Source organism: Candidatus Hartigia pinicola (assembly GCA_020541205.1).
Lineage (GTDB): Bacteria > Pseudomonadota > Gammaproteobacteria > Enterobacterales > Enterobacteriaceae > Hartigia > Hartigia pinicola.
In genome coordinates, this window is sequence record CP048208.1 from 547757 (window position 1) to 564780 (window position 17024).

Annotated in this window: 4 protein-coding genes; 3 read left to right on the forward strand and 1 reads right to left on the reverse strand. The window is 23.0% G+C overall.

The features are described from left to right. The first annotated feature begins 2271 nt into the window (after positions 1–2271). Positions 2272–3201, forward strand: a complete 930-nt coding sequence (prmB, locus tag GFV14_RS01165) for a 50S ribosomal protein L3 N(5)-glutamine methyltransferase (RefSeq protein ID WP_457914516.1) — start codon at positions 2272–2274, stop codon at positions 3199–3201. An 11260-nt stretch (positions 3202–14461) separates the two neighbouring features. Here the strand turns inward: prmB and trmB are convergent. Beyond that, positions 14462–15181 (reverse strand): tRNA (guanosine(46)-N7)-methyltransferase TrmB, encoded by a 720-nt coding sequence (trmB, locus tag GFV14_RS01170; protein ID WP_457914517.1) that lies wholly within the window; start codon positions 15179–15181, stop codon positions 14462–14464. 354 nt (positions 15182–15535) lie between these two features. Here trmB and mutY point away from each other — a divergent pair, with 354 nt between their 5' ends. Together mutY and GFV14_RS01180 are read left to right on the forward strand one after the other, a co-directional pair. Next, positions 15536–16606: an A/G-specific adenine glycosylase gene (mutY, locus tag GFV14_RS01175; RefSeq protein ID WP_457914518.1), complete on the forward strand. Its 1071-nt coding sequence runs from the start codon at positions 15536–15538 to the stop codon at positions 16604–16606. After that, positions 16599–16871 (forward strand): oxidative damage protection protein, encoded by a 273-nt coding sequence (locus tag GFV14_RS01180; protein WP_457914519.1) that lies wholly within the window; start codon positions 16599–16601, stop codon positions 16869–16871. Before mutY ends, GFV14_RS01180 begins: the two co-directional genes overlap by 8 nt. The last annotated feature ends 153 nt before the right edge of the window (positions 16872–17024 follow it).

Consider the following 17024-nt stretch of genomic DNA (forward strand, 5'->3'; position numbering starts at 1 on the left):
ACTTAAATTGAAGTTGAATAAAAATATTTCTCACGTACAATATCTATGAAGAGATATTGTTTACATGGGTATACCCTGAAGCGTATATGTGATACATTAGTATAATTTTCTAACTTATAAAATGTTATGATTTCCATACTTTATTCGGACTGTAGTAATAGTGAATCACTAAATATACAATTAAGTTTATGGAAAATACGTCTCTGAATCTGAGAACACAGTGAGAAAGATTTAAATGTCTAATTGTGTTATATAAATTTAGAATTCATCGTCTTTATGTTATGTTAAAACATTGAATTTATTCTTATGTTATTTCACTATGAAAATTAATTATTAGAATTAGTTTATATTATTCTAATATTTTCATATATTTGATTATAAAAATTAAATGAGTATAATGATAATTATTTTGTTTTTCAGACGTTTTATTATGCTAAATAGTGAAACGTAATATTTTTTGCTATACATTTTTAGTAGTCATATTTTTTAAAAATAGTCAATTTTTATTTTGTGATCTATTGTATCAATGAATTAATTTAGTATGATTATACTAATTATAAATTGGTGCAAATCTTTTGATTATATTATTTTTTGTATATGTTTTTGTTAAAAATATTATACACAACAAACAGTTGAAGTATGATTGTCAAAAAATCTGATTTATTTAAAAAACAATATCAGGGTTAATATTCATATTTTACCTAATAGTTTTTATACTACATTTATTTAATGAAATAGTATATGCAGTTTGAATATGATAGGTATTTTAGCATAATCTTACTTTCTTAAAATATTTTTTGTAATTACTTAATTGAATTTAACTCGTTTTTAATTTTCGTTTAAATTATAACATTTTTTATTCATAATATATTACAATATGCAATAAACAAATAACACTTAGTACATATTTTGCAATATTAATAATGTAAATTGATGGTAACCTTATTTTCTTCGATATTGATTTTGAAGTCATGTTTGATATTGTCATAATAAAAGATTAATAAAATTACCTTTTGCTAGAAAGCTATTTTTTTGATTTCTAAGGATTAGAGTGCACTCTTGCACAGTCATGTTTTTACATGATATTTTCTTTTTAGCGCTTATACTTCATTGTCTGTATATTTTTTGATAAATTAACTCAAAACTTATTCAAGTTGATTTTTTTAATGCTTAATCAGTAATTCACTATTTTTTGATTTTATTATGATCATTTTTAATTATGTATTTAATTAGAAGAATTATCGCATCATATTCATTAATCGTGTTTATTTTAGAAGTTTGAAATTTATTGGTATTACAAAAAGTGAAAAAACTTTAAAAATGAATATGCCATAATCTATTAGTTATACTATACTTAATTTTATCTTGTTACTTTATGTTTTACATTTGATATTAACTTTTATTTATTGATGGAATCAAAGTATTTTTCAACGTAATGGACACACATAAGTTCTTAATTGTGCAGAGATTAGTGACACATATTTTAAATATGCTAGTGATTATAAAAAATATTAACGACAATCGTTAAATTGCATAAATATAATTTATGCAATAATATATACAAAGTTAGTTTTAAAGGTATTGACTTATTTAAGAGTAACGGATATGCCTAGATCACTATAATAAAATAATAATGATTTTGTTTATTTAGATGGGATGAAATACTTCATCCCAAAAAAATATTTATAGTGATGTTTCTATGACTATTATACTGTATCATACTAGTGATGATTTAAAAATGATATTAGAGATAGACAGTAATTGAACACTCTTAGTTAAGTGTTTTAGCATAGTTTTTTTATTCTAGAAATCATGTTGATGCTCTTTATTTTAGTTGATGAAGTTATTTTCAAGAGATATGTATTGTGTTACATATTTAACTAGTTTAGTTATTGCACATAATGGATTGAGATGTTTTATAAATAAAATAATTATCAAGAATAACTGTAAGATATATTAAAAATTAATTTAGTTAAGTGACTGTAGATAAAATTAAGGTGTAATCTTTATTTCTTCATTATTGCATTATCAATAATATAGTGATATTTTATACACTAATATGTTTTAAATTTTATTAATGTTAATATTTTTTAAAAATTACATTATTATAGCTATTTTATTTTACTCAGTGTTTATTGAAAGAAATTAATTTTCCTTTAAATTTAATTTAAATCATTTCGAGGTGTTTCTCATGTTAACTGTTAATTTATTTTTTTTATTTTGTAGAAAACTTAAAATTTTAGCTATATTTAACTTGGAGACATCTTATTTTTGAAAAAAATGATTGTGAATGAATCACTGACTAAACTTCATACCCTTCAGGACGTTTTAAATTGGACGATAAATAGGTTTAATGCTGCAAATATTTATTATGGTCACGGTACTGATAATGTATGGGATGAAGCATTATATCTTGTATTATCAACGCTATATATACCTTTAGATTTAGCAGATAAATTATTGACATCACGCATCACTGCAATGGAGCGGTATCGTATTGTTGAACGTGTATTACGTCGTATTAATGAACGTATTCCAGTTGCTTACTTAACTAATCGCTCTTGGTTTTGTGGTCATGAATTTTATATTGATGAACGTGTTTTCATTCCTCGTTCACCGATTGGTGAATTAATTAATAATCACTTTGTCGGTGTAATGAGAAATGAGCCAAAAACTATTTTGGACTTGTGCACAGGAAGTGGTTGTATTGCAATTTCTTGTGCTTATGAGTTCCGTAATACTGCAGTAAGTGCTGTAGATATTTCAAGAGATTCGTTAGAAGTTACTGAAAAAAATATTTTCAATCATGGATTTGAAGATCGAATTAAAATTATTCACTCTGATCTTTTTCAAGACATGTCAAGTATGAAATATTCTTTAATTGTTACAAATCCACCTTATGTTGACAAAGAAGATTTAAATAATTTACCGAAAGAATTTCATAGTGAACCTAAGTTAGCGTTGGCAGCAGGAAAGAATGGTCTTGAGTTAGTGTTTCGTATTATTGCGCATGCTTCTCATTTTTTAACAGAAAATGGTATATTAATTTGTGAAGTTGGTGAAAGTATGATAAGGCTTGTTAAGCAATATCCAGAGATTCCGTTTATCTGGTTAGACTTTAAGCATGGTGGTGATGGAGTGTTTATGTTAACACGTGAAGAATTAATTAAATATCATGCGTATTTTAAACTCTATGCCTAAGTCATATAAGTACTATTAGTACCTGATAATTGAAAAGAAAGTTCTTTCTAGAAATGCAATTCTGAAGAGCGTATATAATATCTTGGATAGAATAACATTTTGTTTATTGAGATAATACCTAATTGAGGAATAATAAGTACGCATTAATTGTTCAGAAGTTTTTATTTTTAATATTCCTATAAAAATAATAATATAAAAATTGATGATCTATTTTCATGAATAGATTTAAGTAATTTTACTATTTCGATTTAAAATCTATCGTTGAATAACATTGATACTATTTAGCTAATTTTTACAGAATTATAATTTATAAAGCAATCTCTATCGTCATTATTTGCAGAGGTTATATATTATACTTATAGTCTATTATAATGTCACTTAAATAAAAATTTGTTAAGTAACTTAAATAATACAACAAATAAAGAGTAGCATCAGCTTTCTAATTCAAAATATTAACCATGATTTATAATATGATGGCGATTATCAAATTAGCATTGAGAATAGTGAGATATTAAGAATTCAATCTTCGACAACATTTCTTAGCGTCATTATCTAAATGACGATTGTTAATCGGTTTAAGATGATTGTTATGTATATCATTATAGGAGACGTTATTAAAACATCTAGATGAAAAACAAAAAAATGAGTATTGATATTTGTTTGACTATTATATAGAACTAGTATAATTCATAATGAAATATGATTCAATTATTGAATAATAATCGATTGTTTTGCAATATTTTAGTTGGTTAAATAAGCTTGATAAGCTACTTTGTAGTTTAAAGAAAAAACGATGTTTTTTTAACTTCAGTGTGATTACTAAAATATTTAATTTAGTTTAGAAGTGCTTATATTCAATTATATTAATACTAAGATTATGAATGCTTAATAGTAAGATTAATTTACTGAAGAGTCTTGTCATTCTAGAGCTTTATTTTAATTAATTTTAAAGAATTGATATAATGATAAATAATTTATAAAGATTTTTCTCTAATAGTTATTTACGTAATATTCTGTACAGATACCAGTAATTTTTTTATATTAAAATTTATCTAGATGTCTTTTTATTTTTGGCATATAATGAATGGAATTGTATTAGAAATTTAAGAATTTATCATAATACATGGTTTAATTTAACACGAGAAATTGTGAACACTGATCATAATTTTTATGAGTAATCTTGTTTTCCTAGATTTTTTTTAGATCAAAGACACATAATTAGTATTATCAAACCTGAATTACTTTACTGGCTTATAAAATTCACTTGAGATCATAAGGATTTTTTACGTAGAAGTATTTTATCTTAAATAAGAGATAAGAATACTTAGGCATATTTTAAAAAAATATAAATACACCAGCTTCATGGTGACAGTTTTTATTTCAAAATTACATCTCAGTTAGTCAATCTTAGCTATCAGTAAGAAAATCTTAACTATGTTCATTTTTTAAAAAGTGTTTTCATGCTTTTTGTAAAAAATAGTTCGTTTTATAAAATTAAGTTGTGAAATTAAATGTATTTTCTGGAGTGCTCGTTTCATTGTCTGAAGAGCTTCTACTCTCATTGTAATAAATGAATTGAATGAGTTATTATCTTCATCTTAATCCTGGTGATTAACTTCAGTGGTGATTATACTAAAGTATACAAATTCATAGATAAGTTTTCTAATTATCTTTAATTTTCTCATAATAGATTTATTTATGAAATATTAACTTATCTTTTAATAATGAGAATAACGATAAGAGTACAAAGTTTTTAAAATAGAAAGAGTCATCATTTATAACATTATAAATTATCAAATAGTTTAAATGCTTTAAAATTACTGAAATTATGTGTTTTATGTAACATATAAATAAAGTTAAATTTTATTAGTTATAATTAAGACTTGATTTAAACTGACATAGTTATATTAGGACTTGAAAGATAAATACTATAACGATTTATATAAAATATAATACTGTGTATCTCATTTTTTTCTGTGAGATATTTTAGTATAATATTAACTATATGTATAGTCATAGTTTTAATGATATTAAATAATTTATAATGATTCTATTCCAGATGAATGCAGAAAATCCACTATTTCAGTGAGTTTGAATCATGAAATAGAAAAATGATAGTGTTAAAGATAGATATCAATTTTCAGTGAAATAGAATTTTTTTACTAAATCTTAGTTTTTTCATGAAACGTGAGAAGTTTTGAAAGGTACTGTAAGTAAGTGTACATAATAAAATAACTACCCTATAATTTTCATTTATCGTTATCTCAGTGCTATTAATTTTTTTAAAATAATTTGAATTTGAATTTAAAACAAATGTTTTGTATGTGTTTGATTGTTTTGGTTATACATATTTTAATATAGAGTCAACGATCAAGATCGTTATTAGCATATAAAAGATTCTTTTTATCAATAGAAGAATGCAGGGGTTTTATAGTAACATACTTAACAACAGTTAAAGATCTAAATGTGCTTGTTAAAACATTGAGAAAAATCTATCAGTTTTAATTAATATAGTTATTTGAAATTTTCTAAAGTATTATTACTTTATGTTTTGTGACTTGATGTTTGAAAGTTTGATCATGACACAATGCTTGATAGAATTTATGTGTATAGATAGAAAGATTGATCGATTATTTTAAAATAAGGATGATGTTGTTGAATTCTCTAAGACTTTCTTTAAACAGACTATTTATATTAAATAATACGTGTAAAATAAAAAGTAAGTTTTAAAAATGTATTTTAGAAAAAATATAAAATTTATTTTTAATTGTTAGCATGACTAAATTAGTTTTTCTCGTTATTGTCTCTAGAGATTTGTAGGTAATTATAATATATACTTATCAATAGTTTTTTGAATCAGAATACCTCAATATCTATTACGTTAGAGTAAGATTTAGCATAGATTCCTCAAAATTTATTAAATTTTAATTATCTTAATCAAAACTAAGTCGGGGTTAAAAAAATACATGTATTATATTAAAGTATTTTAGGATACTTTTGATGAGACTAAGGTGACATTTTTATTGAGAAGCTCAATAATAATTACGGCAATATCGATTGTAATTGTTAGTATATTCACTATATCAATAATTATTTTACAGTATGTTCTTATTATTCTTGAAATTTCCTTAGAATAAGTATGTTTATTATTTACTTTACTAATATTTAAAATTAATAATTTATATTAACAATGATTAAATAAGTATTTAAAAATATTATTATATAAGGATATTTTTGTTTTATTAAAAACTTTAAAATTAAATAAATCATTGATTTACAAAATTAATAATAAATTATGTCAATTTTATAATATTTTTATAATCTTCTGATGTTCAGCGTTAATAACATCAATATTAATTATTTTTTTTGTTTTCTTAAAGAAAAATTATAGTCAACACCTAAAAATCATGAGAATGATTTGTTCTTTTATGATAATTTAAGAGCAGCGCTTGAGTAGGGCTGAACTAAATGTATTTAATTTTTATTTTAGCCATATTGTGAAATGATATGAATAAAATTTAAAAATAGTTAAAAAGTATATTGTTATTTAAAAATTAAGCATGAATATAAATAATAAAAACGAAAAAATGAATCCTTTATTTTAAAATAATTGTAATATTAAATAATAACGCAATTGTTTCTGTATATTAATTTAATAGTGACATCATTTTGAGATTTTTGACGTTATTTAGTATGGAGATCTTTATTTGTTTCGTGTATAGTTTCAATGACTTTATCTAAGTAAAGTTCTGAAGTCATTATATGATGTAAACTTACATGCATTGTATGATTTTTTTAGTGAATCTATGGGTATTGTATTCAATGCAAGTGAGTTGCATTGGTTCATTAACATGGTTGCAAGTTAAAAGAAGATTTATATTTGATAGAAATTTTAATTGGTAATAAAGATTCTTTCAGAACTTATTGTTCTTAAATCTGTAAGATCTGCAAGAGCAATCAAAGATTGTAACCAATGTCTGATTGATAATCAACCGTAGTATTTAAAATAGATATATTCATTTTATAAAGAGCAATGATGACGCCAGTTATTAAAATAATAATATATTTATTTTATTTATAAGACATTTATATTTATCATCATATATTATAACAACAGCATGTTTGATCTTGTCAGTGCTGTTATTTAGTACCGTTATCATACAGCTGTACAGCATGGGATCCTTATTTATAGCTCATACATACATATTAATTTAATCAATTATACTTATAAGTTAGATATTTATATTGTCATTATCACAAATTACTTGGGTATATAATAGTAATACACTAAGGAAGATGTAGTGGTCTCAATAATACACTTTTAGTTTATAAGACCTTTCTCTACCCTTTATGTCATAACATCTTATATGGCGCTACAATATTAGCAAATCTCTATTATACTAAATAAGACTAATGCGTTTTTACATTAAGAAAGAAAAATAGATCATTTAGTTTTTTTATAGCGTTACTTATACATTAACTACATGTTTATATAGATAATAGACTTGAATTAGATACTTTTTTGATTGACTGAATAATCTTTATTTATAATACATGCACCTTTTGAGAGAGTAATACGCTTTTATAGATTATCTTTACTATATTAAATTTAGAAAAAGTCATTTTATTTTTATATAGAAGTAGATATAGGTTGAGTAAAAAAATAATACTCGTTTATAAAAAGTAATTTATTTTACTTAATTTTTTGATAAGTAAAAAATATTGATTATTTCCACGGTAATTAAAAAAATAACATAAACATTAATAGCACTAATATAGATGAGTAGTGTCAATGATAATAATAACGATATTTATTCTATGTCTTATCTCAATTAAAATAATAAATCATAAATGTTGACAGACATAAAAGTTATGGACATAAGTAAATGTTATAAAATTAGTTTTTTAGAGAGTTTTAACTTTCTTTCAGTGGTTTTGCGATTGACGAGAGAGGTGAATTGATATTAATTGAAAAGATATGATATATGCTAATTATATTTAGCATTTCTTTTTAGGTGTTGAACATCTTAGTCATTGATATTTTATATTTTGATAGTTTTGGGAGGCAGGGTAAGTATGTACCAGTGTAAAATTTTATTCTTTATGTAGTTTTTATATTTTAATTAACTGCTAGAGTTACTTGTCACTGAAATTATCAGCCTATAAATCTTTCTTAGAAGAGTATTTTATAAATTTTTGTTGAAATACTAACAAGATTTATGCTTACAATAAAATATTGCTTATTTTATTAGAGTATTTCCGCATTTAAGACATTTTATTCATCGCGTTAATTGCTATGAAGAATAATCACTTATAATAATTTGAGCTCCAAGACTTTCTCTAATATTTAATGAAACTTGGATTTTGATTTTAACATTAATCAAATTGTTAGTAGAATAAAAATAATTGTAATACGCATTTAATGCGTGAATACTAATGTTTGTATTTTGAATACTAAGTACGTTCAAGTAAGCTGTTTAAATTTTCTCTTTTACCTAAAGAAAGTCTAAGAAATGATTTAATTATAGTAATAGAAGCAATGATAACAGCAAAAAATTAGATGAAAATTGATCAAAATATTCTAAATATAGTTATCATACTGATGTTGTATTTTTCTGTTGCAAGATCGTCTAATCATAAAGTGTAATACAGAGTTTAAGTACAATACATAGCCTAATACAAAAAAATAACAGTGCATACTGTTAAATATGTGAGAATGCTAATATGCATGCACATTGTTATTCTGCTGTATCTCGTTACACTCTTTGCATTTAGTAATAAAAAATGTAAATGTGATAGGAATCGTTAACAAAAACACTATTACTGAAATCATTAACCAGAGTATCAGTCACAGACGTTGTCTGTTAGTATTTTATGGTTGTAAAAATATTCTCACGGTTAATGTATTTAACATATTATCACTCCAGTATAGCATCTTATATAAACAAAAAGTTAGCAGGACAAACAAAGTAACGCTAGTATGCTCATGACTTTCATAATATATTTTTAGAAAAAGGAAATGATTACCATAATCTTTTTAATTAATATGAATATTAACATCTACTGAGGTCATGCATTAAAATTTATTAGTTTCGTAAAAATCTACATATTGTTAGTAAAACAGTTCAAAGAACTAAAAAAGTTAAATACATAGTGAAAATACAAAAAATCATTTAGCTATTCTTACATTACTAAAAATTTTTTAATTATTTAAGTAAAACCGCTGTTAGGTTTGAAACTAAAAACATAAAATAAGTAAACAGTGATAAAAAAAATCATTGAAAAATTTAATATTAACATGAATAATTAAGCTACCTATACAAGCATGAATAGCTAAAAATAAAACACTTATACTAATAGTCGTTCCATAGAATCTTAGTATCCTGACAGCGTCAGTTGTAAGACAAATATGAATATTATTAATTGGTAATATTTTTACTGAGAAATTGACTGATGCGGAATTTATCATATCCCCGAAATTGAAATAAAAAAATAGAAATCTCTGTGAGACAGTATAATTACTTAGGCGTAATTTTATTTTTTTGTAGAAATTAATTATAGATAAATATAAAATGTCAATTTAATTTTTACTTATTAATTCAATGAAAATAAAAATAACTTCATTTTTATTAGATTGTAATTTTTAGATGTTTTAGTTTAGTTTAGCTTAGTTATTACAATTATAATTGTATTTATAATTTCTATCTTTTTTATTTTTTATCTTTTGAGATTTAATTTTAATTATTTTAAATATCAAAGAGATTCACTATAATTAATTTATTAATTATGTATCAATATGATAAATAAATTTTAAGATTATACGTATACAATATTAAAATTTTTTCAAGATGATTAGATATAAAAAAAAATCTTTAAGATATTAATATTTTTTATATAAATTTTTTATTAAATTTAATTGAAAGTTAATAAAAAATCATATAAAAAATAATAAAAAATAAATATTGATGTATATATATTTTATATATAATTAATATAAATATCTATTGATATGATCTGAATTATTTTTATTTGTAATTTAAATGAATAATATTTAATATGCATCATGTCAATTGTCATTACTTATTTTATAATATAATAAAATATTATATTTAATATATTTATTTTAATAAATTTTAAAATTTTATTTTGTATTGATCAATAAAATAAAAGTAAAACAGTGATTTAACTACATATTTAACGTATTTAATAAGTGTTAATTAAAATAGTCATCATATACAATGATTTCATAAAATTTACATCTAATCTTGTTAAGATTAAAATATTTAAAAAAATACTATAAGGTTAAGATATTTATACTTTATGGCCAAGTATTACATAATTATAAAAAGTATAAAAAATTAAAGTTATTTCAATTATTTTCTAGGAAAATAATAATAAATTATTCTAAAAAAAGCTTGTAATAAGATTGATAATAAATAAGTAATTTTAGCATGAAACTTAATTAATGAATCATGATCATGCATAAATTAAGGCGTTTTTAAATGAATTATTTTAAAAATCAATTTAAATTTCATTAAATATTTTATAATATATTATATAATAATTAATAAAAAAGTAAGAATTTAATAATTATGATAGTAAATATACTATTACTAGTTTTACTCTCTTGGTTACAAATATAAAAAATTAAAAATTATTTAAATTAAATTGTATAATACAGTAATATATTTTAGTAGTAATATAATTGAGAAAATAATGAATATAAAAATTTAAAGATAAAGCTGATAAGCTGTTACTTAAAATAAGTATAACATATCTTTTGTGTTTATTCAATAAAATAATAAAGATTATATTTTATTTTTATTGTATAGATTACGAAAAGATCATATAATATATTTTTAATATATATATTTCATGAATGAAAATTTTCTATCCATATATTTAAATATATTTAAATATCTATTTTAACATTGTATATAAATAAAATACATATTTTTATATTTTTAACTGTAAGGATATTAATTAGTAATTAAATAAAATTTTTTAATTATTTGTTTTTGTTTTATAATGTTTTTTTACTAGAAGATATATGATTTTAATTACAAAAAAATTAATATTAAGCATATCTTTTAAAATTGTACTAATAAATTAAAAATTTAAATAGTTGTGATTGTAATTTATCAATCATATTTCAGTTAATAACTTTTACATATGATAATCAAATATTAATGATTCTTAATCTTTTGGTGAGTATTTTTATGATGTTAAAAATTATAATTTGAATTTAAATGGTTCAGTTGTTATTGTAAAAAAATCTTTGAGGATTTTTCCGGTGATTTTTAGAGTTTTCTACATTACTCACTAAAAATAAGTGAAATCATTCTAATATTAATGTCGAGATTGGAGGTTGATTTTATTTATGATGGTGATAGAATGTACGAATGCATTAATAGATTTTCTCTGATTTCTATTTATATTCATTAAATTATTTCATTTAGTGAAGCGTAATTAATGTTTTAAAAACTTTTTTTAATAAAAGATATTTAAGAATAAAAATAGGTTTTACTTTTATCATTGTATTTTTTAAAAGATAGTGCAACACTGACTAGATTGAACAAGATTATAGTATGCAGAATCACTAAATCTTCAGTTTTATTACTTCTTATTAAAACTAAATATTGAAAATAAATAATGGCAATATTTCTTAAAATATTACCTTTTAAACTGATGCCTTTATATTAATCAGAATAATAAGTAATTATAGATTTTTTTAAAAAATACTTAATAACTGAAAGCGATGCTATTTAGATTTATTAAAAAATAGTATATAAATCATGATATTAATTTTTTATTTAAAAAGATAATAGTACTAAAAATCAATATTAAATGCAAATTTAATAATATTATCTTATTAAATCTTATTGTTTTAGGTAAATTGAAAAGCTTTAAAAGATACTTTCAAGAAAAAAAGAGCAACATAGCCTGTTTGTAATATTGAACTCATTACTACTAAAAGTTAATCAATCTTTCTTTAATAATTTTAATTTGTATTTAAAACGTATATTTTATATATATCTAACTGTAGTTTGCATATTTTATCTTGATTATAGGTGAAAAATCGGAAGAGTTGTAATAGCTTTGTAAGTAATACTTTGAAATGTTTTACGTGCATCAACATGTCTTGTGTCACTATAAGAATGTAGTACTTCATGGAAAAATATTTATAATAGGTAAATATATTTAAGTATGATTCTTAAAAATTTTGCAATTTATAAGCCTTGATTATTGTAATTACTTTCAAATATATGAAATACATATTCTCTATATTTTAACTTAATATTCGAAGGTTTAGTAATATTATAATTACTCTGTAGTATATATACTAATTTATGTGTAAAGATTGAGAAATGAGTTAATTGTTGTGGAGTGAATAACATGTTATTTACTAATAGAGTCAATTATCTGTGTGTATACAACCACAATACAGTACTATACTCACTAGTAAAAAATAAAATAATTTTAATATCTAGCTCTATGTAGTAGTGTTTTTCAATTTTTAACTTTATCGATGTTAATTATTTAATAACTGAAGTTTTTTAGATCGTTGTGTTTGCTAATTATTGCGTGTTGATTTTGGTGATTTACGTAGTGATCATGACATAAGTGAGCATACTTTATTGTTGTTATAAAAAAATGTTAAATACACATGTATATTTAAAATTTTTCAAAATTAATTAAAAATATAGTTGATTTCAAACAATATTTAGTATTTCGTATGAAAGAATAAGACAGTAAATACTAAATTTGTAAACTAGAGTCAAGCCTTTAAACATTGTTACTGTTTTTTGTATTGATGTTAATTTTAAGGAACTTTTTAAAGTGTGTATGAATATATCAAAATTAGAGATGACATGAAAGATATAGAATATATTACTTTATGTTATTTTAATAACATAAAGTAATATATAACATGTCTCATCCAAAAAAAATTAATTTATATAAATATTATTTTTAACAAATTTTGTACGTATATTCATGAACTATTGTGTGAGATAAACAATTATTACAGAGTTTTGTCCGTAATATAATCTATCTTGATTATAATTGCATTAATAAAATCTTGATTATTTACATTGATATATTGTTCTATGTAAGAAAACTGTAATCAGTATTTCTGAGTATTGATGATAAAAATTTATTTAAGCATATTTTTTAAATGACCACTCTATTATTTTTTAGTTTTTTGTTTTGTAAAGTTGAAGTGGTAATAAATATAATTTTTATTCTAAAACATTTACGTGGAATATTCTATCAGAAACTTCTTAAAAAATATGTAAAAAGAATCTAAATCTTTCCATGAATAATAACCATCTTGAATGTTTATTTTTTTTGTTAAGTAACAAGTATTTGATATGTAAAATGTTATTTAAATAATGTTGGTATGGTTATTTTTTATTCTAATAGTAGATATTAGAATAATGCAGTTTAAAGATTATCAATAAGTTTAAAAGCTTTACTATATAAAATAATGTTATTATTTTCAAAGTTACAACAACGTGTTTATAACATAGTGTAACATTATTAAGTTTTATCATTCGTAAGAATGACTAATTGAGATGTAATTTAAAAGATGAAATAACTATCATTTATTAGCTTCGTTAGTATTTATTCAATCATCTCTACTGGATGAATATTTTTTATATTAGATGTCATGATAATTCTAGGAAAAAGAAGCATGATATTTAAACGAAATATTAAAATTAACTCGATTGAGTTGAATTTTTAAAAAATAAGATATTTACTATGTTGTAATAATAGAAATTAGGGTATAAATTGTGTTTTTTAAATACAGTTTATTAGTTGAACTATTCAATGATATAATTTCTATATTGCTATTAATTTTTATCTTTATAGCTTACTGTATCTCTTAGATGTATATTTTAATTATTTTATATAGATTAAAATGGGTGACAGCTTATATTTATAAAATATTAAATATTTCTGAAATCACGATATCATTTATGTTTTATATTAGTTAATATTTCACTATAATGAAATATTTTTTTATATATTTCTAATTTTGTAAATACATGATATAGCCTGGCTATAGTATTTTCTCATTTTAAAATCAAATTTATTTACTTGAATAATTGCTACAATTAAAGTATGATTTTCCGGATCAACTTTTTCGGATTCATGTATATTCTTCAAAACTATATGGTATGATAATGTTTATCTTTTTGAGTATATTAATATGTAATGTTTTACATAGACTAAAATTACGTTTTTGCTTTAATAATTATTTAGTCCTTTCAAACATTAAATCCCATATATTGTGACCTAATCGAAGACCACGCTGTTCAAATTTTGTTTCTGGTCGTGTTTTTGGGCGAGGCAGATAATTCCCGGATGATGATACATTTTTATAGCCTATAGAATTATTCATAACTGAAAGCATATGCTTCGCATAAGGTTCCCAGTCTGTTGCCATATGGACAACACCACCGATCACAAGTTTATGACGGATTTTATTAGCAAAATGCATTTGAACAATACGACGTTTATTATGTTTCACTTTATGCCATGGATCTGGAAAAAATAGCTGAATTATTGATATGCTTTCATTTGGGATCATATAATCAAGTACTTCAATTGCATCATGGCATATGATACGTAAATTTGTTACTTCTTCTTCTTTTCCTAAAGCGAGACATGCCCCAACACCGGGTGTATACACTTCAATTCCTAAGAAGTTTTTATCTCGATTTTTAGATGCCATCATAACTAAAGAAGTACCCATACCAAAACCAATCTCTAATACAATAGGGTTTTGATTATTAAACATAGTAGTCAAGTCAAAAGGTTCTGCAATAAAATCAATACCCATTTCTGCCCATATATTTTTTAGTGCATTGTCTTGACGTTGAGTTAAATATCCTGAACGGCGGACAAAACTACAAATTCGTCGTATAATCCGTCCTTTTTTATTATATTTAGGGGAGATGACATTGTTAAACATTATAAGAAATATTTTAAGAATCTAGTGTATAATTAAGTTAATATAGTTAGTTTAAAAGTAATATTTTATATTTCAATCTATTGTTAATTACGCTTATAGATAACTCGAATAATTTTAGGTGTATTAATTATTTTAATATATCAGTAAAATTATTAATGAAAAGTTTATTATAAGTTTTATGATAAAATAATAGAAGGTTTTTCAAAACTCCAAGAAAATTACTAGTAAAAATTATAAGTTTATATTTGATTATACAATAATTAATGTACAGTTACTGAAATTTATGTTGCAATCTATAATAATACTGATCATTAAGGTTTATCAATTTTAAATATATGAATAAAAATACAATCAATGGAAGCGCAACAATTTTCTCACGTAGTACTTAGTTGGTACAACAAACACGGTCGTAAAGCTTTACCATGGCAAAAAGAAAAAACATCTTATCATGTTTGGATTTCCGAGATTATGTTACAGCAAACTCAAGTTAGCATAGTCATTCCTTATTTTGAAAAATTTATTCGACGTTTTCAGGATATAAAAGTTCTTGCAAATGCGCCTCTTGATGAAGTATTGCATTTATGGACTGGGCTTGGCTATTATGCACGCGCACGGAATCTTCATAAAGCAGCAAAAGAAATAACGGAACGTTATCAAGGAAAATTTCCTACGGCATTTAAAGATGTAGTATCCCTACCAGGTATTGGTCGTTCAACAGCAGGGGCTATTTTGTCTTTATCACAACAGCAGCACTATCCAATACTTGATGGAAACGTGAAGCGAATCCTGTCTCGATGTTATGGAGTAGAAGGGTGGTCTGGTAAGAAAAATGTTGAAAATTATCTTTGGGAGCTTAGTACTCATATCACACCAGAAAAAGATGTAGAGTTCTTTAATCAAGCGATGATGGATTTAGGAGCAATAGTATGTACTCGTAGTAAACCAAAATGCGAATTATGTCCATTAAACTTAGTCTGTGTGGCTTATACTAATCATTCATTCTTATTCTATCCAGAAAAAAAACTAAAAAAAAAGCTTCCAAAAAAAACATCTTGGGTATTAATTGTACAATATAACGATCAAGTTTGGCTTGAACAACGTCCGTTATCTGGTATATGGGGGGGGCTGTTTTCATTTCCACAATTTGATACACAAGAATTAATGAATGAATGGCTGACTAATTCAGTTATTCATCATGATACATTAAAAAAATTAATGATTTTTCGTCATACTTTTAGCCATTTTCATTTAGATATTATTCCTATAAAAGTTAGTATTCAGACATTGACTTCATTTATTAATAATGACAAAGGATTATGGTACGATTTAAATCGTGGTGCAACAATTGGCCTGGCATCACCGATTAAAAATTTATTACAACAGCTTGCTATACCATTAAATATTCTGAGGACAAACCATGAGTAGAAAAATTTTTTGCACTTTTTTACAATGTAATACTGATGGGCAAGATTTTCAGATTTATCCTGGTGAGTTGGGGGAGCGTATTTTTAATGAAATCTCAAAAGTAGCATGGAGTCAATGGATGACAAGGCAAACCATGCTGATTAATGATAAAAAACTGAATACTCTGAACTCAAAACATCTTAAAATGTTAGAAGAAGAGATGATAAAATTTTTATTTAAAAAAAGGGGGGTTAATATTAATGCCTACATACCTAAAAATAATTGATTAATCTCCTTATAAGCAAATATACTTTTAAATAATTTGAGCTTTATACAGACGAGAAGTAAATGTATCAAAGGGAATCGTAGGTAAACTCTATATTACTCAAGGAACTTGAATGTACATTCACAATAGTGCAGTTCGAAGTATGACGAATAT

What these genes read in the sequence shown, in the direction of transcription:
- GFV14_RS01180 (WP_457914519.1), top strand. Translation starts at nt 16,599, where the DNA reads ATGAGTAGAAAAATTTTTTGCACTTTTTTACAATGTAATACTGATGGG.
- mutY (WP_457914518.1), top strand. Translation starts at nt 15,536, where the DNA reads ATGGAAGCGCAACAATTTTCTCACGTAGTACTTAGTTGGTACAACAAA.
- trmB (WP_457914517.1), bottom strand. Translation starts at nt 15,181, where the DNA reads ATGTTTAACAATGTCATCTCCCCTAAATATAATAAAAAAGGACGGATT.